Genomic DNA, 22930 nt, shown 5'->3' with positions numbered 1-22930 from the left:
TTGTTCCATGGCCAGCCCGGCATGGAATCCGCTTTCACGGCGCCGTCCTGGAACCGCTGAGCTCGCTCGTGCGGCGCCCGGGAAGGGATCGGCCCCTCCCTGACGGGTCATGCTGCGCTCGCCATTGTTCTTGCGACGCGGCTCGAATAGGCTGCGCTGGCGAATCCAGTCGCGGGACAGCCCTGCCTGATGGCTTTGCCGAACAAAGCGAAGATCCCGGTAGGCACGGTCCTCGCCGGAAAATACCGCATCACACGCGAGATCGGGCGCGGTGGCATGGCTGCCGTGTACGAGGCCGAGCACATCGACATCGGCAAACGCGTGGCGATCAAGGTGCTCGCCCAGGAGCTGACGACCTCAGCCGTCGTGGTCGAGCGCTTTCTCCGAGAGGCCCGGGCCGCCGCGTCGATCCGCAGCCCCTTCATCTGCGACGTCTACGACTCCGGCAAGCTCGAGGACGGGCGGCCCTTCCTGGTGCTCGAGCTCCTCGAAGGCGAGTCGCTGTACGAGCGGATGACCGTCATCAGGTACCTCGACCCCGAGACCACCGTGACGGTGGTCTCCCAGGTGTGTCGAGGCCTCACCAAGGCGCACGCCGCCTCCATCGTCCACCGCGACCTCAAGCCGGAGAACATCTTCCTCACGAAGGATGAGGAGGGCCGGCTCTGCGCGAAGATCCTCGATTTCGGCCTCGCGAAGTTCTACGCGCCGGTCGACGGAGGCGACGCGCAGGCGCGCCTCACCCGCGAGGGCGCGGTCTTCGGAACACCGGCTTACATGAGCCCGGAGCAGGTGCGCGGCCAGGGAGCGGTCGACCACCGCGCGGATCTCTGGGCGCTCGGCTGCATCACCTACGAGTGCCTCACCGGCCGCACCGTCTGGCAGACCGAGCAGGGCGTCGCGATGACGTTCGCGCAGATCGCCAACGCGCCCCTGCCGCAGCCCGCGGCGCTCCGCCCCGACCTCCCGGCGAGCTTCACCACGTGGTTCGAGAAGGCGCTCGACCGCTCGATCGATCGCCGGTTCCAGACCGCGAGGGAGTTCGCCGACGAGCTGTCGGTCGCGCTCGGCGTCGCGCAGCCGACGCCGCCGCGCGGCGCGGAGCCGTCGCAGGCGGGGCTCGTCATGCCGGGCGGCGACGCGCCGGCCGACCTGTCGTTCGATCCGCCGGGGGTCGTCCGTGTGACCCCCAACGAATCGCGGCGGACCGTACCGTCGGGTCCGGCGGAGCGCGGGGGAGATCCGTTCGCCGGGCTGGACGGTTCGGGCGCGCCCGGCGCCGCGATCGCCGGGCGCGTGAGCCAGGGCGCGGGGCAGCAGATCACCTTCTCCGGGGGCTCGGGCGAGACATCGGTCCCCGATCCGCTGGCGCATGCGTCGCCGCCGAAGCGGGGCGGCGCCGGGCGCGCGCTCGTCGTGTTCGGCGTGCTCGCGCTCGTCGCGGGCGGCGCCTACGCGGGTTACCGCCAGTTCCTCAAGCCGACGTCCCTGCCGCCCGTCTCGTCGACCACCGCGGCGCCGTCGGCCACCAGCGCCCCCTCGGCCTCCGCCGGGGCCAACGTGCCGGCGCGCGCCGACGCCCGCGTCGAGCCGCCTGGCCTGGCGTGGCCGCCGCTCGTCGCGCAGGCGCAGGAGGCGGTCGCCGCCGGCGATCTCAAGGCGGCGCTCAGGCTGCTGAAGGACGCTCAGGACAAGGGCAACCACCCTGTGCCGCGGACGCTGAGCGAGAACGTGCAGATCGCCCTGAAGGACGCGAGCGGCAAGGCGCCATGCGCGCTCACCGGCCTCGCGAGGCCGCGCACGCACGATCTGGTGCGCGAGGGCGGCCGCGCCGTCGGAGCCAGCCGGCCTTCGATCGCGCTCGGCCCGCGCGGCGCGGTGGTCACCTGGACGGACTCGCACGAGGGCACCGAGCACGCCTACACGACGACGCTGGACGGCGCGATGCGGCCGTCGTCGCCGGCGCTCGACGTGACGCCCGAGGGCCGCGCCATCGGGCGCCCCGAGCTGACCTCGGCAGGCGATCGGCTGGTGCTCACGTACTGGGACGGCAAGGGACCGGAGGCCGGCGTGCACGTGCGCTGGCTCGACGCCAACGGGCGGATCGACGGCCCCGCCGTGATGGTCGCGCCGTTCCCTCGCGGAGGGAACTCGTGGCCCTCGCTCGCGCGCGCCGCCGAGGGGTTCCTGATCGCGTGGTCGGACGACGGCGACAACGCCTCCGAGGACCTCTTCATGCGCCGCCTCTCGCCGAACCTCGATCCGGCGGGCGACATCATCCGGCTGACCGACGTCACCCCGACGGGCCCCTCGAAGCCGCGCGTCCGCTTCCCCTCGGTGGCGGTGACGAACGACGTGATGCACCTCGCCTTCCGCTTCGATCGCGAGCCGACGCGGGTCATCCAGTACATGCGCCTCCCGCTCGCGAACGCCAGCAAGGGCCTCCCGCCGGCCAGCCCCGGCAAGCGCGCCGACCGCGCGCTCGGCGACCTGTCGCTCGTGAACAGCGATCGGGTCCGGAGCGACAGCCCCTCGCTCGCGTGCGGCGCGAGCGGCTGCTTCGTCGTCTGGCACGGCGAGGCCCCGCTCGGGGGCGCGTCGGCCGCCTACATCGATCCGGCCAAGGGCCAGCCGATCTGGCGCAAGCGGTTCTCGAAGTCGGGCGCGCGCCCGTCGATCGCGATCGCGCCGAGCGGGCAGGCGCAGCTCGTCTGGTTGGAGGGGGGCCGCCTGCTCACCGCATCGATCAACCGCGACGGCGTCGGCGCGCCCACGAAATTCGCCCGCGTCAGCGGGGATCAGCCGGCGCCCTCGATCAGCCCCGGCGCGAAGCCCGGAGAGTGGTATGTCGCCTGGCTTGACTACGAGGCGGGTCATCTCGAGCCCTACGCCGCCCGCATCCAGTGCCGGTGACCCCATGCTCATCCTCCCACCTCGAAGCGAGGTCCGCGCCCGTCCCATCGAGACCGAGCGGCTGATCCTCGTGCCGATCGACCCGTCCGACGGGCCTGAGCTCTGGCTCGCCGTCAACGGCTCGCGCGCCTACCTCCAGCGCTGGCTGCCCTGGGTGCAGTTCCACACGGATCCGGCCGCGAGCGTGCGCTTCGCCGAGGCGTGCGCCGCCGACTGGGATCACGGCAGGGCGCTGCGCTTCGTGATCCGCGAGCGCGCGCACCGCTCGCTCGCCGGGGTGGTCGGGCTCGAGGCGTGCGTCCACCTGCACCGCTCCTGCGAGCTCGGCTACTGGCTCCGCAAGGAGGCGACCGGGCGCGGGCTCATGACCGAGGCCGCGAGGGCCGCGCTCGGGTTCGCGTTCGGCCACATGGGCGCGCACCGCGTTCGGGTTGCGGCCGCGACGGACAACCATCCTTCCCTCGCTGTCATCGGCCGGCTCGGCTTCCGCTTCGAGGGCATCGCCCGGCAGGCCGAGTGGTGCGACGGCCGCTGGCTCGACCACTCCGTCTTCGCGCTCCTGGCGACCGATCCCAGGTGAAGCCCGCTCACGAGGGCGCTCGCTCGCTAGTTCCCTCCGCGCGCCCGAGGTAGCCCGTGCGCCGCCCGAAGCGCGCTAGCATCCTGACTCCGCCGTGGCCCGCCGTCGTCGCCTCATCCGCTGGCCCCGCGGCACGACGCCGCTCGTGCCGCTCGCGCCCGCGATCGTGATCGTCGTGGGGATCGCCACGGCTGTGGCGATCGCGCTGATCGGCATCGGCCAGCTCGCGAAGATGAGCGATCAGGCCGCGAGCCTGCGCGCTGAGGTGCTGGCCGCGACGCTCTCGGCGCGGCTCCGCGGGACCATCGAGGGGGAGCGGACGGCGTTCCTGAGAGAGGCGGCGCGGCGGGCCGGGTCGGAGATCCTGCTCGTCGATCAGGGCGGTCACGTGCTGATCAACGAGAGCTTCAGCGCGCCGGCCAGGGCCGGCATCGTCCAGATGCTCACCCAGGGCAAGGGCGAGACGACGACCTCGCTCGGCCGCGTCCGGTACGCGGCGCGCCCGCTGCACCCGCCGCTCTCTCACCTCTCGGTGCTCACCTTCGTCTCGGCGCCGAGCCCGCCGCCCGACTCGATCGCGCTCGGCAACGCCGTCGCGGCGCTCACGGTGCTGCTGCTCGGCGTGGCCGTCGCGGTCGCGCTCTCGTTCACCAAGTCGGCGCGCGACGACGTCGACTACCTGCGCGAGCGCATCACGGCGATGGCGCGCGGACAGGGCCAGAGCGCGCTGCCCACGGACGTGATCCAGGCCGAGCCCGTGCCGATCAGGTCGCTCGACCAGGTCGGCCTCCTGACGGCGGCCTTCAACCTCCTGATCACCCGCTTCGCCGCGGCGGAGCGCACCTACCGGGCGGACCTCCAGCAGGCCTCCGCGATGGACCGCGAGCGCTCGGCGTTCCTCGCAGGGCTGAGCCACGAGCTGCGCACGCCGCTCAACGCCATCCTCGGGTTCGCGCACGTGCTGGAGAGCGAGGTCGACGGGCCGCTCAGCCAGGACGCGCGCGAGGCGCTGTCGGTCATCCGGCAGAGCGGCGAGCACCTGCGCACGCTCATCGACGACATCCTCGACCTCTCGGCGCTCGAGACGGGCAAGCTCCAGCTCTCCCGCCGCGCCGTCAACCTCCGCGCCCTCGTCGACCAGGTGATGCGGGAGGCGTCCGCGGCGGCGCGCGACAAGCCCCTCCAGCTGCGCGTCACCGGGGACCACGCCCTGGTCGCGCACGCCGATCCGCGGAGGGTGCGGCAGATCCTGACGAACCTCGTCTCGAACGCCGTCAAGTTCACGGCGCGCGGCTCGGTGACGGTCAGCATCACGGGGCGCGGCCGCTACGCGGCGATCGTCGTCCAGGACACCGGCCCCGGCATCCCGCCGGAGGAGACGTCGGCGGTCTTCGAGGAGTACCGGCAGACCGGCGACGTGCGCTCCCGCCGGGCCGGGACGGGGCTCGGGCTCTCGATCGCGCGGCGCCTCGTGCTGATGCACGGCGGGACGATCCAGCTGGAGAGCGAGCTCGGGCGGGGCTCCACCTTCACGATCACCCTGCCGATGTGGATCGTGCAGCAGCCCCTGTTCGCGCCGACCCCGCCCACGCCCGACGCGGCGGCGTCGCCGGGGAACGACCCCGGCGCCGGCGGCCCCCAGGGGAGGATCGCATGACCGAGGAGCGCATGAGGGACGACGCGATCCACTTCGCGAGGCGCGTGCTCGTCCGCCAGGCGCTGGTCGGCGTCGCCGCGTTCGGGGCGATCGCGGCGCTCGCGCCGAAGCTGCTCATCCTGGAGCAGCGCGTCGCCGCCAGCGTGCTCTCGGTCGGCGCCAAGATCGCGCTCGCCGCGATCTGCGCGACCACGCTGCTGACGCTGCTCCGGCTGCGCACCCACCAGAACCTGCTGCGCTCGCTCGTGATCGGCTCGCGCGACATCGATCACGAGGAGCTCGAGCGGTTCGCCGGGCTCCCGACCTCGCTGGCGCTGCGCTTCGTGCTGGCGAGCTCGACGATCTCGAGCCTCATGATGATCCCCGGGATCAGGCCGGAGAAGCTCGACGACGGCCGCGCGGTCAGCCTGCTCATCCTCGCGATCACGATCCTCAGCGCGTCCGCGATCCCGCACTACGTGCTGACGCGCGCCGCGGCGTTCAGCCTCTTCGAGATCAGCCCGGCCGAGGCGATCGGGGCCTTGCTCGAGACCGCCGAGCTCTACCAGACGCCGCGCCGACGGGTCACCTCGAAGCTGCTCCTGGCCGTCGCCACGCCGGTGCTGCTCGTCGGCGTCGGGGCGGTGCTCATCGCGAACGCGCACCTCCAGACGTTCATCGAGCGCAGCCGGCGCTCGACCGCGGGGCTCATCGCGCGCACGGCGCTCGACCCGTCGCTCGGGGCCATCGACGCGGCCGGCCGCAACGACGTCGTGTCCTCCGCGGCGGAGTTCGGGTTCCTCGCGCGCCTGGAGCACGACTGCGTGGGCGCGGAGCCCTCCTTCGGCCGCGAAGCCGACGGGCAGATCGCCGTGATCACGCCGCTCGACTACGGCTGCGTCAACACCCGGTTCTCCGCCGACCTCGAGCCCTCGGCCGCGATCTGGGGCGCGCTCGTCGCGCTGCTCGCGGTGCTGGTCGCCGGCGCGCTCGGCAACCTGTTCGGCCGCGTCCTCGCTGCCGATCTCGTGCACGCCACGAAGCAGGTGCGCTTGCTCGGCACGGACAGCGTGCTCCGTGGCGCCACCCAGATCGCGCGCCCCGCCCGGTTCGCCGTCGTCGCCCGGCTCGGGCACGCCATCGAGGACCTCGCCGAGCGCTTCCGCGTCTTCGCCGCGGCGCAGGAGCGCGCGCTCGAGGCCCGCGAGGCGGCGCAGCGCATGCGCGGCCTCCTGTTCGCGAGCGTGAGCCACGACCTCAAGAGCCCGCTGAACGCCATCCTCGGGTTCGCCGAGCTCGTGGGCCAGGAGGATCTGACCCCCGCGCAGCGCGAGAGCCTGGAGCTCATCGCGACGCGCGGCCGGGAGCTCCTCGGCCTCATCGAGTCGATCCTCGACGCCGCCCGCGTCGAGGCCGGGCAGCTCACGCTGGAGCCTCAGCCGACGTCCGTCGGCTGGCTCATCGCGGGCGCGCTCCGCAAGGCGCGCGAGCTCGCGAGCGACGCCGGCGGCGAGGTCGTCATCGAGGTCGGCGACACGTTGCCGCTGATCCCCGTCGATCAAGCGTACGCGACGCGCGCGATCGCGGTCATCGTCGCGCACGCGCTCCGGACCGGCGCGGCCGATCCGTCGGCGCGCCTCGTGCGCCTCACGGCGACGATGGCCGGCGAGTTCAACAACGAGGTCCGCATCGACATCGAGTACGGCAGCCGCGACGTGCCGCCGGACGAGCTCGAGGCCCTGTTCAGCAGGCAGACCACGGCGCGCGGGCGCGGCCTGACGCTGGGCCTGAGCCACGCGCGATCGGTGATCGAGCTCCATGGCGGCTCTCTCGAGGTGGACGGCGCCCCCGACGGCCGGCCGCTCTGCCGCGCTCGTCTGCCGCGCATCCCGCCCCCCCGCCGTCCCCGCCTGTCCTCTGTCCCTGCGCTCGGCTGACCTCGCCCAACACCCGCGGCGACCCGCGTCGCCGCCGCGCGGATCGCTTCCCTTCGCTGCTTGCACGCGGTACTCCCGTGGCATGCCTGAACGGGCGCTCTCTCCTGCCGAGACAGGCGACGACGATCGCTTCGACCGCCTCTTCCGGCCTGCCTCGCTCGCCGAGTACGTCGGCCAGGCCAAGCACACGGAGAACCTCAAGGTCTTCGTCGAGGCCGCGCGCCGGCGGCGCGAGCCGCTGGACCACATGCTGTTCTGTGGCCCGCCCGGCCTGGGCAAGACCACGCTCGCCCACATCATCGCCCGCGAGATGGGCGTCGCCCTCCACGTCACGAGCGGGCCGGCGATCGAGCACAAGGGCGCGCTGGCCGGCTTGCTGACGAAGCTGGAGCGCAATGACGTGCTGTTCATCGACGAGATCCACCGGCTCACGCCGGCGGTCGAGGAGAGCCTCTACCCCGCGATCGAGTCGTTCAACATCGACATCATGACCGGTGACGGCCCGTACGCGACGACGATCCAGCTCGCGCTGAAGCCCTTCACGCTCGTGGGCGCGACGACCCGCACCGGGCTGCTCACCGCGCCGCTCCTGTCGCGCTTCGGCCACGTCGTCCGCCTCGACTTCTACCCCGTCGAGGAGCTCGAGCGCATCGTGCAGCGCAGCGCCGGCCTGCTCGACGTGCCGATCGACGCCGGCGGAGCGCGCGAGATCGCGGCGCGCGCGCGGGGGACGCCGCGCGTCGCCAACCGCCTCCTGCGCCGCGTCCGCGACTTCGCCGAGGTGCTGGGCGACGGCGCGATCACGATGGATATCGCGCGGAAGACCGCGGAGCGGCTCGAGATCGACGCGGCCGGCCTCGACGAGATGGATCGCCGGCTGCTGCGCGTCATCGTCGATCACTACGACGGCGGGCCTGTGGGCATCGACACCCTGGCCGCGGCGCTCAGTGAGCCGCGCGACACGATCGAGGACGTGTACGAGCCGTTCCTGCTCCAGCAGGGCTTCGTCGGCCGCACGCCGCGCGGAAGGGTCGCGACCCGCCGCGCCTACGAGCACCTGGGCATCGCGGCTCCAGCGGCGAAGCAGGGGGATCTCTTCTCCTGATCCCAGCGCCGCGCGGGCCGCGCAATGCGTTGCGCAACGCCGCGCAACGCCGCGCCAACGCCAGGCCGATGCCCGGAATTCTCTCATCGCTCCAGCCTGGAGTCGCTAAGCTTGGCGTGTGCCTCGCCGTGATCCTGTGCTCGTCGTGGACGACGACGCCGTCAGCCGGCAGATGCTCCTGCACGCGCTGGCCGACGCGGGCATCGAGGCCGTCGCGGTCACCTCGGGCGCGGACGCGCTCGCCTGGCTCAAGGCGAGCGTGCCCGCGCTCGTGCTGCTCGACCTCGTGATGCCGCCCCCTGACGGCTACGTGGTCCTCAGCGCCGTGCGGGACGCCCCTCGGACGCAGGACGTCCCCGTCGTCGTGCTGACCGCGCTCGACGCGGACGAGGAGGTCGCCCGCGCCTTCGAGCTCGGCGCGGACGATTTCATCCGCAAGCCGTTCCGCCCTGCCGAGCTCATCGCGCGCATCCGTGGGCAGCTCCGGATCCGGGACTACGTCGACGCGCTCGCGCGCAAAGAGCACGACGCGAAGGTGGTCCTCGAGCTCACGCAGGCGCTCTCCTCGACGCTCGACTTCCGGAACATCCTCTTCACCGTCGTGCGGCGCATCGCCGAGGTGGCGCGCGTCGACCGCTGCAGCATCGTCCTCGTGCGCGACGCGGGCGACGTCGGCTACGTGGTCGCCGCGAGCGACGACAAGGAGCTGCGGGATCTGCCGATCGATCTCGGCAAGTACCCGGAGATCCAGCGCGTCATGCGCACGGGCGACGTGCTCGTGATCGACGACGCGAAGGCGCACCCGCTGTTCGACATCGTGCGCGCGGAGCTCCCGGAGAACGCGTTCCGCTCGCTGGCGCTCCTGCCGATCCTGTTCGAAGACAAGCCGCTCGGCGTGCTCTTCTTGCGCGGCCGGCAGCCGGTGGCCCCCCACGCGCACGAGCTCTCGCTGGCCCGCACGGTCGCGAGCGCCACCGCGATCGCCCTGCGCAACGCGCGCATCCTGCAGTCGCTCCGCGATCAGACGCAGCAGAGCACCTTCGCCCGGTTCGAGGCGGAGCGCCGGCTGAAGGCGCTCCAGCGCTACGCCGACTTCTTCTACTCGACGGCCGACGGCATCGTCGTCGTCGATCCTGACGGCCACATCCTCTTCTCCAACCCGCGCGCGCAGGCGATCACCGGGCGCACGGCGGAGGACCTCGAGCGCGCGAACCTGGCCGATCTCGTCGACGCGCGCGAGCACCCTCTCCTCGAGGAGATCCGGGCCGGCTTCGCCAAGGGATCGTTCCCGCACATGGTGGACTTCACCGTGCGGCGGGGCGAGCACGAGCGGCTCATCCTGAGCTTCAGCTTCAGCAGCGTCCTTCGCGAGGAGAGCGGCGCCGTCCTGGTCAGCTTCCGCGACGTCACCACGGAGCGCGCCACCGAGGCGGAGCTCACCAAGACCAAGGAGTTCCTGGAGCGCGTCATCGACAGCTCGGTCGACGCGATCGTCTCGGCCGACATGGAGGGCGTCGTCCTGCTCTTCAACCGCGCCGCCGAGCGGATCTACGGGTATGACGCGAAGGAGGTCGTCGGCGTGATGAACGCCCGCGCGCTCTACCCCGACCACAACGCCGAGCACATCATGAGGCTCATCCATGCGAAGGAGCACGGCGGTCCCGGCCGGCTCGAGGGCTACCGGACCGAGGTCCTGGCCAGGGACGGGTCGCGGATCCCGGTGCACCTCTCCGCGGCGCTGATCTTCGAGAACGGCGTCCCGGTCGGCTCCGTCGGCATCTTCACGGACCTGCGGGAGCGGATGCGGATGGAGGCCCGCCTCACCGAGGCGCAGGAGGAGCTCCGCGCTCGCGAGAAGCAGGCCATCATCGCCGAGCTCGCGGGCGCGGCCGCGCACGAGCTGAACCAGCCGCTCACCAGCGTGCTCGGCTACGCCGAGCTGATCTGCCGTCGGATCGACGACGCGTCCCCCATCAAGGGGGCCGCGGCCACGATCCGCAGCGAAGCCGAGCGGATGGCGGAGATCGTCCGCAAGATCGGCAAGATCACCCGCTATGAGACGAAATCCTATGTCGGCGCCGCGAAGATCATCGATCTCGACCGGTCGAGCGGCGACGACCCGAACAGGGTGATCGGGTGAGCGGAAAGACCGCGGAGCGCCTGGGGGAGCAGCCATTGTCCGACGCTCCCGTCACGCTCCGGAAGCCCCTCACCCGGGACATCCCGCTCGAGTGGGTGGACAGCCTGCTGATCGCGTCGAGCGAGCTGGATCCGTCGGCCTCCATCGAGCAGCGCGCCTCGACGCTGCTCGGCGCGGCCGCGAAGGTGCTCACGGCCTGCGGGCTCGGCGTCTACATCCCCGGCGCGACGGGGGCGCAGGTGGCCGTCCGGGTCTCGCCGCGCGCTCGCCGCGACGACGTCCGCGATCCGGCGCGGCTCCTCCCGGAGTTCGCCTTCGAGCGCGTCGTGGCCATCGAGCCCGGAGGTCGCTCGACGATGCACATCGCGGCCGACGACGCCGCGTACCTCGACAGCGCGCCGGTAGAAGCGCTGGTCGATCGGCTCGTGCTCACCCTGGGCGCGTCGCTCCGCGAGGCGCGCGCGCACGAGTCGCTGCGCGCTCAGGTCATCCAGGCCGAGAAGCTGGCCTCGCTCGGGAAGATGGCCGCAGGCGTCGTGCACGAGCTCAACAACCCGCTCACCTCGATCCTCGCCTACTCCGAGTACCTGCGCCGCAAGGGCGAGCGCGGCGGCTTCGACCCCTCGGACATCGAGCGGCTCGCGAGGATCAACGACGCGGCGGATCGCATCCGCCGGTTCTCGCGCGACCTCATCGCCTACGCGCGGCCGTCCACGGAGAAGCCGGGCGCCGTCTCGCTCCACGACATCATCGAGCGCGCGCTCGTCTTCTGCGAGCACCTCCTCGACCAGACGGGCGTCACCGTCGAGAGATGCTTCGACGAGATCCCTCCGGTTTGCGGCGTCATCGACCCGCTGACGCAGGTGTTCGTGAACCTGTTCACGAACGCCGCGCACGCGATGCACGAGCGCGGCGGCTGCCTCGGCATCGCCACCGCGATGTCGCCGGAGGACGGCTACATCACGGTGACGATCCGCGACGACGGACACGGGATCGAGCCCGAGCACCTGCCGAGGATCTTCGACCCCTTCTTCACGACGAAGACCGATGGAACCGGCACCGGGCTAGGCCTGAGCATCGTAAGGAACATCGTTGCCTCGCACGGCGGCAGCATCCGCGCGGATGCGCGCGCCCCGCGCGGGACGGTCTTCTCTCTGGATCTGCCGATCGCGCTGCCGTCCTCGGCCCGCCGCTGAGCAGGGGCGAGCTCCCTCGGCTCAGGGCGCGACCTTGATGCCGATCACGAGCACGCCGCCCATGTGCTGCTGACCCGCCACGAAGAAGTTCTCGCCGGCCTTGGCGTTCACCTCGAGCAGCGGCAGGAACGTGGTGCCACCCGGCTTCTGGATGCTCGCGCTGACGACGAAGCGCTTCGGCTCGTCCTTCTTCTTCGCGGCCACCACGTCCTTCAGCGACACCATGAGGACGCTGCCGTTCGGCAGCTTCGTCGTGGTCGGCTTCCCCTTCTGCAGGCTGACCTTCAGCCGTTCGAGGAGCTTGTAGCTGTTGTACGCCGAGAACGGCGGCTTCCCGAGCTCGGGCATCTTGCCGATCTTCGGGTCGATGCCTTTCCCATCGTTCGTCGCGTGGAGGATCACGATCTCGGACGTGATCTCGGCGTCCGACGGCGCCGCTTGCGGGGGGGCCGGCGCCTGCTCTTGCGCGACGGCAGGGGAAGGGCTCACGCCGAGCGCCAGGACCATGGTCGCGGTGATCGCACTCGCAAGAAATCTCATCACTGTCCTCCCGGACCGTCATCGGAGAGCCAGACCACCGTGGTCGTCGGGCCTGAAGCCACGGCCTCCTGCGGGACGTAAAAGATGGTGCCCATGCGTGCCCCGAAGTCGACCGCGGCGATCTCGACGCCGGGCTCGACCTCCCCCTCCAAGCTCGGCGCGGCGTCCGGCTCCTTCGCCGGCGCCGCGAGCAACGCGGAGGGCGCCTCGGGCGGCGGGGCGAGCAACGCGGAGGGCGCCGATGTCGTCAGCTCCGCGGTGGGTGCCTCCACGCCCATCTTGCCCCACACCATCAAGGCGGCGGCCGCCGCCACGGCGAGCGCCGTCAGCGCGAAGATCCCGCGCGAGTTGTCGTTCGCCGGCGCTCCCTGGAGCCGCGCCCGAGCGCGGGGCGGCTCGCCCGACGGCGACGCCGCGAGCGGCGGCGCGACGGCGCCCCCGTCCACCCGCGCGGCGCCCCCCTGCCCTTCGAGGATCTTCGCCATCACCCCGTCGGCGATGCCGTCGGCCGCGCTGGAGGCCAGCGCGCTCTCCTGGACCATGTCGGCCGCGGTGACGAGCGCTGCGACCTTCGCTCGGCAGCGCGGGTCGTGGAGCACGTACTCCTCCACCTGCCGGTGGCGAGCCTCATCGAGCTCACCGTCGACATAGAGCATCAGCTCCAGGTCCGTCGGCGGGGCGCTCGCTTCCCCGTGATTCGCCTTGCTGCTGTTGGCGGTGCTCACGCGATCTCCTCCGGGTCCTCTGCTGGGGCCTTGCCCTCTTCCTCCGCGTAACAGTCAGCGAGGGCGCGCTGAAGCTTCTGACGGGCGTGGAACAGGCGGCTCATGATCGTCCCCTTCGAGACCCCCATGGCCTGAGCCATTTCCTCGTACGACATGCCCTCCACCTCCCGCATCAGGATCACGCCTCGGTGGTAGGGCGGCAGCGCGTCGAGCGCGGCCTGGATGCGCCCGGCGATCTCCCGGCGCCGGACGACGTTGAGGGGGTCCGCGCCGTCGATCCGAGCGACGAGCGGAAAGTCGGACTGCTCGTCCGCCGCCTGGTTCTCCTGGAGCTCGAGGTCGCGGCGTCCCGGCTTCCGCATGAGGTCGATCGCCAGGTTCGTGACGATCCTGTAGAGCCAGGTGAAGAACGAAGAGCCCCCCTGAAAGGAGCCGAGGCCCTTGTAGACCCGGAGGAAGGCGTCCTGCACCAGCTCGCGCGCGTCGTTCTCGTCGCGGACGAGCCCCATCGCGATCGCGAACGCCCTGCGCTGGTGCCGTTCGACGAGCGAGCGGAAAGCCGCCTGGTCCCCCTTCTGCGCCCGCTCGATGAGCTCACGATCTTCCTCCGCTTCCCGCCGCCGCGCCTCGCGATTGGACGCACGGGCGGAAGCGCTATTCAGGCGCGGGTGGAGCTGCTTCGTTTCGGGGTGGTCGCCCTCCGCGGACAGGTCGTCGCCTTCCGCATCGCCCTCGCCGGGATCACCGGGAGGTGCGACCGGCTCGATCTCGTCCGGGTGAGAAGGTGCAATGGCCACGGGGTCAGCTTACCTGAGGAGGCTGGGGGACGAGGAAGGTCGCGGAGCAGGCGGCCACGCACGCCGCGCGGCAGCCGGCGGACGTGCCGGGCGGCAGACAGCGGACGTCCGGCTCACGGCTCATCGGGCTCGTCGCTGAGCTCGGGTAGCTCGCCCAACGTGAGGCGGACATCGAAGACCCGCTCCAGCCGCGCGACGCGGAGCGTAACGACCTTGTTCACCCCGGCGATGCTCGCCATCCACCGGAGCTCGTTCGGGTCGGAAATCGTCTTTCCCTCGAAGCCGAGGATCACGTCGTCCGGCGCGATGCCAGCCCGGTCCGCGGGTCCGCCCGCCACCACGGTCTTCACCCACGCCCCCTTTCGATCGGGGCGCTTGAGCCGCCCCGCCTCGATCGAGTTGAGGACGTCGACGATCACCCCGACCTGGCTCCGCCGGATCTTACCGTCACGCAGCAGCATCGGGAGCAGCTGCCGGACCATGTTGATCGGGATCGCAAACCCGATGTTGTTCGCGTTGGCGCGCACGGCCGCGTTGATGCCGACCACCTCGCCCTTGAGGTTCAGGAGCGGGCCGCCGGAGTTGCCGGGGTTGATGCTCGCGTCCGTCTGGAGGAAGTTGAAGTAGCCGCTCGGATCGAGCCCCTTCACGTCGTCCCGGGTGCGGCCCTTGGCGGAGAGGATGCCCGCCGAGACCGTGTGGGAGAGGCCGAAGGGGTTGCCGATCGCGACCACCCAGTCGCCGACCTCGATGGTGTCCGAATCGCCCAGGGGGAGCGACGGGAGCCCCTTCTCCTCGACCTTCAGCACGGCGACGTCCGTGTGTTTGTCGCGGCCGATGACGGTCGCCTTGATGTCACGGCCGTCGACGAAGCTCACGAGGATGTCGGTCGCGCCCTCGATGACGTGGTTGTTCGTCAGCAGGAAGCCCTCTGGATCATAGACGAAGGCGGTCCCGAGCCCCTCGGCGACCGTGCGGCGGCGGCCGCCCGGTTGCTGCTGCCGCTCGACGCGCGCCTTGACCGTCGCGACCGCGGGATCGGCCCTGCGCGCGAGCGGCGCGAAGGAGCCGGGCATGCCCTCGGAGCGGACGATCGGAGGAGGAGGCGGCGCCGACGGAGGCGGCGGCGCGGTCGCCACCGGCACGGCGCCCGAGGGGACGGTGGAGCTGCTTGCGCTGGAAGAGTGGCCAGGAGAGGCCTTGCTGCATGAGGCGACCAGCCAGGCGAGGAGGACCCACGAGAGAGCCCTGGCGCCAACGGTCACGATCGTTTCGAGACCTCGAGGTAGCGCATCCGCAGATCGTAGAGCGCCTGCTCGAGCAACCTTTCCTCGTCGCCCGAGAGGTTCCCCTTCGTCTTCTCCTGGAGGAGCGACAGCAGATCGATGTCCTGATGCGCGAGGACCAAGTTCTGCTCTTCCCTGCCGTCAGGGCTGGGCGCGTCGCCGAGGTGCACGTACGCGGAGCCGATGATCGACAGCACGAAGGTCGAGAAGTCGAGCGTCGGCAGCTCCGGGGGGCTCCCGAACGGCGGAAGCTCTTCCCGATTCTTCGCGTCGCTCACTCTGCCCCGTCGTCGTCGAGATCGGGCTCGACCCGCGACCCCTGCGCCGACGCGCCGAGCGCCGGCTGATCGACGGCGATCCCCTCGGCTTGCTCCTCCAGGTCCGGCAAGCCCGCGAGGTGCGCCTCGATGGTCCCGGCGCTGAGCGTCCCGCTCGCCAGCAGGCGCTCGCGCACCCGGCGATCGAGCTGCAGCTCCGTCAGCTTGCCCTTCTCACCTACGGTCATGATGTGATCTCCTCGGACAACCCGCCAGTTCGCGGCGGGCTTATGACGACTTCTTCGAGAGCGTCACGAGCACCCCATCCCCGTGCTCGTGATGGTGGCCGTGATCATGGTCGTGGTCGTGGTCGTGGTCATGACCGCAGCACCCCTCGCTCTCGGACTCCTCGATGCGCTCCTCCAGCTCGGCCTGAGCCTGCGCGATCTCCTCCTCGCTGGCGGCGCGCACGTCCTTGACCTGAACCTGGAAGCGCACCTTCTGGCCTGCCAGGGGGTGATTCGTGTCCACCCGGAAGCCTTCGGGGAGGATCTCGATGACCCGGAGCGCGATCGGTGAGCCGTCCGGGCCCTGGGCGACGAACTCGTCGCCCACCTCGACAGCGCCGCCATCGGGGAAATCCGCCTTGTCGACCTCGAAGACGCCGGCATCATCGCGCTCGCCGAACGCATCCTCCGCCTCGACGGTGATCTCGCGATGCTCGCCCGCCCGCAGCCCTTCCAGGGCACGCTCCAGCCCGGGCACGATCTGGGCATAGCCGTGCGTGTAAACGAGCGGCTCCGTGGTCGATGCCTCGTCCACCGTCTCGCCGTTTTCGTTGAAGAGGACGTAGGACAGCGTGACGACCGTATCCGTTGCGATGGGCAGCGACTCCATGGGGCGGCGGTTGGTCTGCCACGGCGGTTCCGCGGTTTCAAGCGAGGCGCGCTTGCGCGGCAGCGTGCTATGAGGACGTCCGATGGCCGACTCCATGGCTCGGGCGACCGGTCGCGACCCCCTCGACGCGTCGCCCCCTGCTGAGCAGGCAGCCACGGAAACCGAGCGCCTCCGTCCCGGAGAGGCGCCGCCGGGCGAGATGCGACCGGCCTCGGCCGCGCCGGTTCCCCCCGGCGGCGCGGCAACCCGGGGCCGCCGCGAGGGCGGACCGCATCCTCGACGCGGGGGAGAGAGCCTGGAGCAGGAGCTCTCCCGGGTGGGCACGAAGCGCTGGCTCGCTCGGCTCGGCGTCCTCGCGACAATCGCGGCGCTCGTCGCGGGGATCGTCGTCTGGAGGATCCGGACGAGGCCCCCGCCGCCGCCGCGCTACGTCACGGGCGACATCACCACGGGCGACGTGCTCGAAGTGGTCCAGTCGACGGGGCAGGTCAAGCCGCTCACCGAGGTGCAGATCGGCGCCCAGGTCTCGGGGCGAATCACCAAGGTCTACGTTGACTTCAACAGCATCGTGAAGGCCGGCGACGTGCTGGCCGAGATCGATCCGACGCTCTTCGGGGCGCAGATCGACTCGAACCAGGCGCAGATCGCGGCGGCGAACGCGAGCGTCGTGCGCTCGGAGGCCTCGCTGGGGACCGCCAAGCAGCGGCTCGACCGCGCGAGGAAGATGGTCGCGGAGGGGGTGGGCTCGCAGGCCGATCTGGACACCGCGCAGGGCGCCTATGACGTCGCGCTCGCCGACGTCGCGGCCTCCAAGGCGCAGGTGGCGCAGCTCAGGGCGGTGCTCCGCTCCTCCACGACGAACCTCCAGTACACGCGCATCTTCTCGCCCATCGACGGGGTCGTCATCAGCCGCGCGATCGACCCCGGGCAGACCGTGGCGGCGAGCTTCCAGGCGCCGACCCTCTTCGTGATCGCCCAGGATCTCCGCAAGATGCGCGTGCTCGCCGACATCGACGAGGCGGACGTCGGGCGGCTCCGCGAGGGCATGGCGGCGGACGTGAGCGTCGATGCGTTCCCGGGCGAGACGTTCCGAGGGACCGTGAGCCAGGTGCGCTACAGCCCGTTGAGCCAGTCCGGCGTCGTTACGTACGCGGCGGTCGTCGAGGTCGACAACCCCGACGTCAAGCTCCGGCCGGGGATGACGGCGACGGTGAGCGTCCGGTCCGCCGAGGCCAGGGGGGTGCGGCGGCTGCCGAACGCGGCGCTCCGGTTCAAGCCGGCCCCGGCGCGGGACAAGGACGGCAAGGAGATCAAGGCGCCGCCCCTCGAGCCGCTCCCGCCGAAGAAGGGCCGGATCTACGTGCTAACCGACGCGACGCCGGGGGCGGAGAAGATCGAGCCGCGCGTCGTCGACGTGGGGATCACCGACGGCATCTTCACCGCGCTGGCGTCCGATCTCGGGCCGCTCAAGGTCGTCACCGACGAGAACGACGATCCGTCAGCGAGCGGCAAGGGGCGCGGCCCTCGGCTGTTCTGAGGCGTGATGCTGCCCCAGAGCCAAGACGTCGCCGCGGCGCCCCGGGACGAGCCGCTCATCGAGCTCTCGAGCGTCGGCAAGGACTACACGACCGAGGCCGTCATCGTGAGGGCGCTTCGGCACGTGGATCTGACCATCCAGCACGGCGATTTCGTCGCGATCGTCGGGCAGAGCGGCTCGGGCAAGAGCACCCTGATGAACATCATCGGGTGTCTGGACCGGCCGACGCAGGGCACGTACCGGCTCGACGGCCTCGACGTCACCCGGCGCAGCAACGACGCGCGCGCGATCGTCAGGAACCGCCTTATCGGGTTCGTCTTCCAGGGCTTCAACCTGCTGCCGCGCACCACGGCGCTCGAGAACGTGGAGCTGCCGCTGGTCTATCGGGGCGTCGGCGCGGCGGAGCGGCGCAAGCGGGCGCTCGAGGCGCTCGGCGCGGTGGGGCTGGCCGAGCGCCTGCACCACACGCCGAACCAGCTCTCGGGCGGACAGCAGCAGCGCGTCGCCATCGCTCGGGCGCTCGTCACCTCACCGCCGCTGCTCCTCGCCGACGAGCCCACGGGCAACCTCGACACGCGCACGAGCTACGAGGTGCTCGGGCTGCTGCAGCGGCTCAACCGGGGCGGGATCACGATCGTCCTCGTGACGCACGAGCCGGACATCGCCGCCTGCGCGAGCCGCGTGATCACGATGCGCGACGGCGAGATCCGCAGCGATCTCAGGGACGACCGCCCCGTCGACGCGGCGGCGGCGCTGGCCGCGCTGCCCCTCTCCGAGGCGGAGCGCGACGAGCTCTCGCCATGAGCGGCTACCTCGCCGCCGTCCGGATCGCGCTGCGCGCCATCGTCCGCTCGAAGCTCCGCGCCGCCCTGACGGTGCTCGGCATTCTCATCGGGGTCTCGGCCGTGGTGATCGTCGTGGCGCTCGGGACGGGCGTGCGCAACCGCGTCCTTGGCGAGATCTCGGGCATGGGGGCGAGCTCGATCTACATCTTCCCGCAGTCGACGCAGGCGTCGGGGCTGAGGCGCCGCGAGAACGCGAGGATGTCGGAGGCCGACGGGATCGCGATCCTGAAGGAGTCCACGAGCGTGGCCGCGCTGAGCCCGTTCAGCTCGACGTCGACGCAGGTCGTGGCCGGAGAGGCCAACGTCGCGACCCAGGTCATGGGCGTGACCCGGAGCTACCTCTCGATCCTCTCGTACAGCGTCGGGGTGGGCGAGGGCTGGACCGAGGCCGACGAGCAGCTCAAGGCGAAGGTCTGCCTGATCGGCGAGACGGTCCGGGAGAACCTGTTCGGCTCGGGCGAGGCGGTGGGGCGGTACATCCGGATCGGCAAGCACCCGTTCCGGGTGATCGGGGTGCTCGCGAAGAAGGGGCAATCGCCCTTCGGCGAGGACCAGGATGATCGGCTGCTCATGCCGATCGGCAGCTTCCGGTCGCGGATCGTGCCGAGCGCGCCGGGCAGGGTGCAGATGCTCGTCGCCGCCGCTACGAGCGAGCGGACCGTCGATCGCGCGGTGGAGCAGATCGACAGGATCCTCCGGCAGCGTCACGAGATCGCGCCGGACGACGAGCCGAATTTCGTGATCCGCACGCAGGCGGAGTTCCGCGCCTCCCAGGAGCGGATCCTGGACACCTTGACGATGCTCCTGTCCTCGATCGCCGCGGTGTCGCTCCTCGTCGGCGGGATCGGCGTCATGAACATCATGCTGGTCAGCGTCACCGAGCGGACGCGCGAGATCGGCATCCGCATGGCGATCGGCGCCTCCGAGGGCGACATCCTGGTCCAGTTCCTCGTCGAGGCCATCACCCTCTCGCTCATCGGCGGCGTGCTGGGGCTCGGCGCGGGGCTCGGCGTCATCAAGGCCCTCGCCGCGACGCTCGGCTGGAGCATGACGTTGCCGGCCAGCGCGGTCGTCGTCGCGGTGGGGACGAGCGCGACGATCGGGATCGTCTTCGGGTTCTTCCCGGCCCGCCGCGCGGCCCGTCAGGATCCCATCGCCGCCCTGAGGCACGAATGAGCGCCACGCTCACCCGCGTCTTCTCGGCGGTCGTGATCGCGCTGCGCGCCGTCCGCCGGAACAAGCTCCGCGCCGGGCTCACGATCCTGGGGATCACGATCGGCGTCGCGGCCGTCGTCACCGTCACGGCGCTGGCGAGCGGCGCGCGCGCCAACGTCAACGCGCAGATCTCGAACCTCGGCTCCAACTCGCTCATCGTCTTCGCCCGCTCCGCCCGCGCCTCGGGCGTCCGCAGCACCGCGGGCGCCAAGCTCTCGGAGCTCGATGGCCAGGCGCTCGCGCGCGAGTCGACGAGCATCCGGCTCGTGGCGCCGTTCCTCAGGTCGAGCGCCCAGGTCATCCACGAGGGCCAGAACGCGAGCCCGACGCTCGTCGGGACGCGCCTGAACTACTTCGAGATCCGGAGCTGGAAGGTCGCGCAGGGAGAGCCGTGGAGCCCCGCCTCGGAGAACCTCTCCGAGAAGGTCGTCGTGATCGGGGCCCAGACCGCGCGCGATCTGTTCGGATCGCTCGATCCGGTCGGCCGGATGGTGCGGATCGGCCGCCAGATGTACCGCGTGCTCGGCGTGCTGGAAGAGAAGGGGGCGTCGCCCTTCGGGCAGAGCCAGGACGAGATCGTGCTGATGCCCATCACCACGATGCGGTCGCACGTCATCGCCACGCGGCCCGGGGAGGTTCACGCCATCTTGCTGAGCTCGACGTCGGCCGAGACGTCGGAGCGCGCCAGGCTGCAGGCCGAGGCGATCCTCCGCCAGCGGCACCACATCGGGGAGAACGACGAGGACGACTTCGCCGTCCGCAGCCAGGCGGAGTTCCAGGCCATGCAGGACGCGATCTTCGCGGCGCTCTCGGCGCTGCTCGTCAGCATCGCGGCGGTGTCGCTCGTCGTGGGCGGCATCGGCGTCATGAACATCATGCTGGTCAGCGTCACCGAGCGCACCCGGGAGATCGGCATCCGGATGGCCATCGGCGCCCGGGAGATCGACATCCTGCTGCAGTTCCTGCTCGAGGCGCTCGTGCTCGCCACGCTGGGCGGCGTCGTCGGCAGCGCGCTCGGGTACGGCGTCATCTTCGGCTTCTCGCGCGCGTTCGGCTGGCCGATGAGGCTCGAGCCGACCGCGCTCGCGGTCGCGCTCGGGGTGAGCACGGCGATCGGGATCGTCTTCGGGTTCTTCCCGGCGCGGCGGGCCGCGCGCATGGATCCCGTGAACGCGCTAGGGCGCGAGTAGCGCGAAGCCCGCCGAACCGCGGCGGTGGCTGGTGGAGGATGGAGGCGGAGGCGCCGCTGCGTGGGCAGCGCGCGCCTCCAGGGATCAGCTCTTCTTCATCAGGTCGGCGAACGTGCCGAACTTGGCCTCGCGCGCGACCCCCGCGCGGTACTGCTGGTACGCCTGCTTCTCGGCGTCCTCCTTGAGGGCGCGGATCGACAGCTTGGCCTCGCCCCGGCGCGGATCCACCTCGATGACCTTCGCGTCGAGCTGGGTCCCGATGGGGAACTCCTTCCGGAGGTCGGTGCCGCGCTGCGTGCCGGTGTGCCCGGCCGGGATGAAGCCGCGGGCCGCTCGCCCCGTGGTGCCGAGCACCCGGACGACGAGCCCCCCTTCGGTCACCTGCGTGACGGACACCTTCACCGCCTTCCCCTGCTGAACGCGCTGGCGCGGCTCGCTCTCCTCGCCCTCGGGCGGAGCAGGGTGGAGCCCGATGCGCCGGCCCGCAGCGTCGCAGGTCGCGACGACAACGTCGACGTCGTCGCCGACCGTCACGACCTCGTTCGGGTGCTGGATCGGCTTCATCGAGAGGTCGGCCGTGTGGATGAGCCCATCGATGCCCGGCTCGAGCTCGATGAACGCGCCGAACGGCTGCAGGCGAGCGACCTTGCCCTTGTGGCGCGTGCCGACCGCGTACTTCTCCTTCACCGCGTCCCACGGATCGACGGTGGCGGCCTTGCGGCTCAGCCAGAGCTTGCCCTTGTCGTCGACGCGGAGGACCTTCACGTCGATCTCCGCGCCCGGCTTGAACAGGTCGGCCAGCTTGGCGCCGCGGTCGTGGCTCGCCTCGCTCATGTGGACCAGCCCCTCGACGCCGCCGGCGTCGGGGAGCGCGACGAACACGCCCCAGGCGACGACCTTGCGCACGATGCCCTTGTGCAGCGAGCCGGGCTCGATCGACGTGAGCGCCTCGGTGCGCGCCTTCCGGCTCTCCTCCTCGAGCATCTTGCGGCGGGACACGACGATGTCGCGCCCCTTCTTCGCGAACTGGGTCACGCCGAAGTCGAGCCGCTGGCCCACGAGGTAGTTGAGATCGGCGCCGTGGCGCAGATCGACGTGCGACGCCGGCGCGAAGGCGCGGAGGCCGCCGAGATCGACCTCGAGCCCGCCCTTCACCGCCCCGGTCACGAACCCCTCGATCGACTCGCCGCTCTGGAGCGCAGCCTCGGCGCGCGTGCGCGCCTGATCGAGCTGCACCGGCGCCCTCGACAGGAGGAGCATGCCTCCGCGCACGCCGGTGCTCGCCACCGTCGCGATGAACTGATCACCCTCGATGGGCGGCTCCTCATCGAGGATCTCTCGACGGTCGAACAGCCCCGTCGCCTTCCCGGCGATGTCGATCCAGATGGCATGGTCGGTGATCTTGCTGACCTTGCCGAACACTTCCTCGCCGATGCTGAAGGCCGGGCGCTCGCGCGGTGGCGGCGCGCCCTGCCCCTTGCGTCGCTTGCGCTTCTCGCCACCGGGCTGCGGCTGCCCGCCCGCCTCGTCGGCCGCCTGCTCCTCCTCGCCCTCATCTTCTGCCGCGTCGGCCGCGTCGGCCCCCTCAGCGCCGCTGGCCTCGGCCGCCTCAGCAGCCTCGGCCCCGGGTTGGCCGGCCTCCTCCGCGCCCTTGCGGCGACGGCGGCGGCGGCGCTTCTTTCCAGCGCCCCCCTCGGTCTGCGCGGCCGCACCGGCCTCTCCAGCCGGCGCGGGCTTCGCGGCCGGCGCGGGCTTCGCAGCCGCCGGAGGGGTCCGCTTGCCAGGCGAGAACCCGGGCTTGCGGTTGCCGATATCGTCCCGCGGCAGGCCTGGAACGCGGTTGCCGATGTTGTCGCCCGGCTGCTCTTCCCACTCGTCGTCGTCAGCGCTCGCCGGGGCGGCGGCTGCCGCCGCGGCCGGTGTCGCCTCGGACTGGGTCGAGCTCGCCTGCGGCGACGCTTCTCCGCCGGGCTCGTGGCTCGCTTCGGTCGGGGGGGTGGACCCCGCTTCGTGGGCTTGGGCTGCCTGCTCGGGCGCAGCGTTCGACGACTCGAGCGGGCCGCCCTGGTCGGCCGGAGCTCCCGGCGCGTCCGCCGGCGTGGTGGTATTTTCGTGGGTATTCATCCGCGCCTCG

The 22930-nt window shown here is 71.5% G+C and carries 19 protein-coding genes; 11 read left to right on the top strand and 8 right to left on the bottom strand.

The genetic code is table 11. The features are described from left to right. The first annotated feature begins 189 nt into the window (after positions 1–189). From WMF19_RS39470 to WMF19_RS39440, 7 genes are all read left to right on the top strand, one after another. Positions 190–2913 carry a protein kinase domain-containing protein gene (locus WMF19_RS39470; protein ID WP_437895061.1) on the top strand — a complete coding sequence of 908 codons (2724 nt, stop codon included), beginning with the start codon at positions 190–192 and terminating at the stop codon, positions 2911–2913. Between the two features lie 4 nt (positions 2914–2917). Next, the gene (locus tag WMF19_RS39465; protein WP_437276928.1) at positions 2918–3493 is read left to right on the top strand and encodes a GNAT family N-acetyltransferase; all 576 of its coding nucleotides are present in this window, start codon (positions 2918–2920) and stop codon (positions 3491–3493) included. 94 nt (positions 3494–3587) lie between these two features. Continuing rightward, the gene (locus WMF19_RS39460; RefSeq protein WP_437895060.1) at positions 3588–5150 is read left to right on the top strand and encodes a sensor histidine kinase; all 1563 of its coding nucleotides are present in this window, start codon (positions 3588–3590) and stop codon (positions 5148–5150) included. Beyond that, positions 5147–7066, top strand: coding sequence for a sensor histidine kinase (locus tag WMF19_RS39455; protein WP_437895059.1), 1920 nt, complete (start codon positions 5147–5149; stop codon positions 7064–7066). Before WMF19_RS39460 ends, WMF19_RS39455 begins: the two co-directional genes overlap by 4 nt. Before the next feature lie 82 nt (positions 7067–7148). After that, a complete protein-coding gene (ruvB, locus tag WMF19_RS39450; protein WP_437895058.1) occupies positions 7149–8171 on the top strand; it encodes a Holliday junction branch migration DNA helicase RuvB in 1023 nt (340 codons plus the stop codon). Between the two features lie 118 nt (positions 8172–8289). Further along, entirely contained in the window at positions 8290–10311 is a 2022-nt protein-coding gene (locus WMF19_RS39445; protein ID WP_272102871.1) for a PAS domain S-box protein, read from the top strand. After that, positions 10308–11507 (top strand): sensor histidine kinase, encoded by a 1200-nt coding sequence (locus tag WMF19_RS39440; protein WP_437895057.1) that lies wholly within the window; start codon positions 10308–10310, stop codon positions 11505–11507. The genes WMF19_RS39445 and WMF19_RS39440 overlap by 4 nt, the downstream gene beginning before the upstream one ends. 21 nt (positions 11508–11528) lie before the next feature. Here the strand turns inward: WMF19_RS39440 and WMF19_RS39435 are convergent, their stop codons facing one another. The 7 genes from WMF19_RS39435 to WMF19_RS39405 form a co-directional block, all read right to left on the bottom strand. Next, positions 11529–12047 (bottom strand): hypothetical protein, encoded by a 519-nt coding sequence (locus WMF19_RS39435; protein ID WP_437895056.1) that lies wholly within the window; start codon positions 12045–12047, stop codon positions 11529–11531. After that, positions 12047–12772: an anti-sigma factor family protein gene (locus tag WMF19_RS39430; protein ID WP_437895055.1), complete on the bottom strand. Its 726-nt coding sequence runs from the start codon at positions 12770–12772 to the stop codon at positions 12047–12049. Before WMF19_RS39430 ends, WMF19_RS39435 begins: the two co-directional genes overlap by 1 nt. Further along, complete coding sequence (locus tag WMF19_RS39425; protein ID WP_437895054.1) at positions 12769–13569, bottom strand: sigma-70 family RNA polymerase sigma factor; 801 nt, start codon at positions 13567–13569, stop codon at positions 12769–12771. Before WMF19_RS39425 ends, WMF19_RS39430 begins: the two co-directional genes overlap by 4 nt. A 113-nt stretch (positions 13570–13682) precedes the next feature. Next, positions 13683–14834, bottom strand: a complete 1152-nt coding sequence (locus WMF19_RS39420) for a S1C family serine protease (RefSeq protein WP_437895053.1) — start codon at positions 14832–14834, stop codon at positions 13683–13685. Then, complete coding sequence (locus WMF19_RS39415) at positions 14831–15133, bottom strand: DUF1844 domain-containing protein (protein WP_272102865.1); 303 nt, start codon at positions 15131–15133, stop codon at positions 14831–14833. The genes WMF19_RS39420 and WMF19_RS39415 overlap by 4 nt, the downstream gene beginning before the upstream one ends. Then, the gene (locus WMF19_RS39410) at positions 15130–15360 is read right to left on the bottom strand and encodes a hypothetical protein (RefSeq protein WP_437895051.1); all 231 of its coding nucleotides are present in this window, start codon (positions 15358–15360) and stop codon (positions 15130–15132) included. The genes WMF19_RS39415 and WMF19_RS39410 overlap by 4 nt, the downstream gene beginning before the upstream one ends. 40 nt (positions 15361–15400) lie before the next feature. Further along, positions 15401–16009, bottom strand: a complete 609-nt coding sequence (locus WMF19_RS39405; protein WP_437895050.1) for an FKBP-type peptidyl-prolyl cis-trans isomerase — start codon at positions 16007–16009, stop codon at positions 15401–15403. A gap of 316 nt (positions 16010–16325) precedes the next feature. Here WMF19_RS39405 and WMF19_RS39400 point away from each other — a divergent pair, with 316 nt between their 5' ends. From WMF19_RS39400 to WMF19_RS39385, 4 genes are read left to right on the top strand one after another with little or no spacing between them, the layout of a single operon-like run. Continuing rightward, positions 16326–17546 (top strand): efflux RND transporter periplasmic adaptor subunit, encoded by a 1221-nt coding sequence (locus WMF19_RS39400; RefSeq protein WP_437895049.1) that lies wholly within the window; start codon positions 16326–16328, stop codon positions 17544–17546. A 6-nt stretch (positions 17547–17552) separates the two neighbouring features. Next, positions 17553–18350, top strand: coding sequence for an ABC transporter ATP-binding protein (locus tag WMF19_RS39395; protein ID WP_272102861.1), 798 nt, complete (start codon positions 17553–17555; stop codon positions 18348–18350). After that, positions 18347–19567: an ABC transporter permease gene (locus WMF19_RS39390; protein ID WP_437325066.1), complete on the top strand. Its 1221-nt coding sequence runs from the start codon at positions 18347–18349 to the stop codon at positions 19565–19567. The genes WMF19_RS39395 and WMF19_RS39390 overlap by 4 nt, the downstream gene beginning before the upstream one ends. After that, on the top strand, positions 19564–20796 hold the full coding sequence (locus tag WMF19_RS39385; RefSeq protein WP_437895048.1) for an ABC transporter permease: 1233 nt from the start codon (positions 19564–19566) through the stop codon (positions 20794–20796). The genes WMF19_RS39390 and WMF19_RS39385 overlap by 4 nt, the downstream gene beginning before the upstream one ends. Positions 20797–20880: 84 nt before the next feature. On the opposite strand, the gene WMF19_RS39380 is transcribed toward WMF19_RS39385, so the two are convergent. Next, complete coding sequence (locus WMF19_RS39380; RefSeq protein WP_437895047.1) at positions 20881–22920, bottom strand: S1 RNA-binding domain-containing protein; 2040 nt, start codon at positions 22918–22920, stop codon at positions 20881–20883. Positions 22921–22930 lie beyond the last annotated feature (10 nt).

This window comes from Sorangium sp. So ce124 (assembly GCF_051525235.1).
Classification (GTDB): Bacteria; Myxococcota_A; Polyangia; order Polyangiales; family Polyangiaceae; genus Sorangium; species Sorangium atrum.
Note: the sequence above shows the minus strand (reverse complement) of the source record. Positions and strands in the feature narration are given on the sequence as shown.

What these genes read in the sequence shown, in the direction of transcription:
- WMF19_RS39395 (WP_272102861.1), top strand. Translation starts at nt 17,553, where the DNA reads ATGCTGCCCCAGAGCCAAGACGTCGCCGCGGCGCCCCGGGACGAGCCG.
- WMF19_RS39385 (WP_437895048.1), top strand. Translation starts at nt 19,564, where the DNA reads ATGAGCGCCACGCTCACCCGCGTCTTCTCGGCGGTCGTGATCGCGCTG.
- ruvB (WP_437895058.1), top strand. Translation starts at nt 7,149, where the DNA reads ATGCCTGAACGGGCGCTCTCTCCTGCCGAGACAGGCGACGACGATCGC.
- WMF19_RS39410 (WP_437895051.1), bottom strand. Translation starts at nt 15,360, where the DNA reads ATGACCGTAGGTGAGAAGGGCAAGCTGACGGAGCTGCAGCTCGATCGC.
- WMF19_RS39380 (WP_437895047.1), bottom strand. Translation starts at nt 22,920, where the DNA reads ATGAATACCCACGAAAATACCACCACGCCGGCGGACGCGCCGGGAGCT.
- WMF19_RS39455 (WP_437895059.1), top strand. Translation starts at nt 5,147, where the DNA reads ATGACCGAGGAGCGCATGAGGGACGACGCGATCCACTTCGCGAGGCGC.
- WMF19_RS39435 (WP_437895056.1), bottom strand. Translation starts at nt 12,047, where the DNA reads ATGAGATTTCTTGCGAGTGCGATCACCGCGACCATGGTCCTGGCGCTC.
- WMF19_RS39405 (WP_437895050.1), bottom strand. Translation starts at nt 16,009, where the DNA reads ATGGAGTCGCTGCCCATCGCAACGGATACGGTCGTCACGCTGTCCTAC.
- WMF19_RS39390 (WP_437325066.1), top strand. Translation starts at nt 18,347, where the DNA reads ATGAGCGGCTACCTCGCCGCCGTCCGGATCGCGCTGCGCGCCATCGTC.
- WMF19_RS39465 (WP_437276928.1), top strand. Translation starts at nt 2,918, where the DNA reads ATGCTCATCCTCCCACCTCGAAGCGAGGTCCGCGCCCGTCCCATCGAG.
- WMF19_RS39470 (WP_437895061.1), top strand. Translation starts at nt 190, where the DNA reads ATGGCTTTGCCGAACAAAGCGAAGATCCCGGTAGGCACGGTCCTCGCC.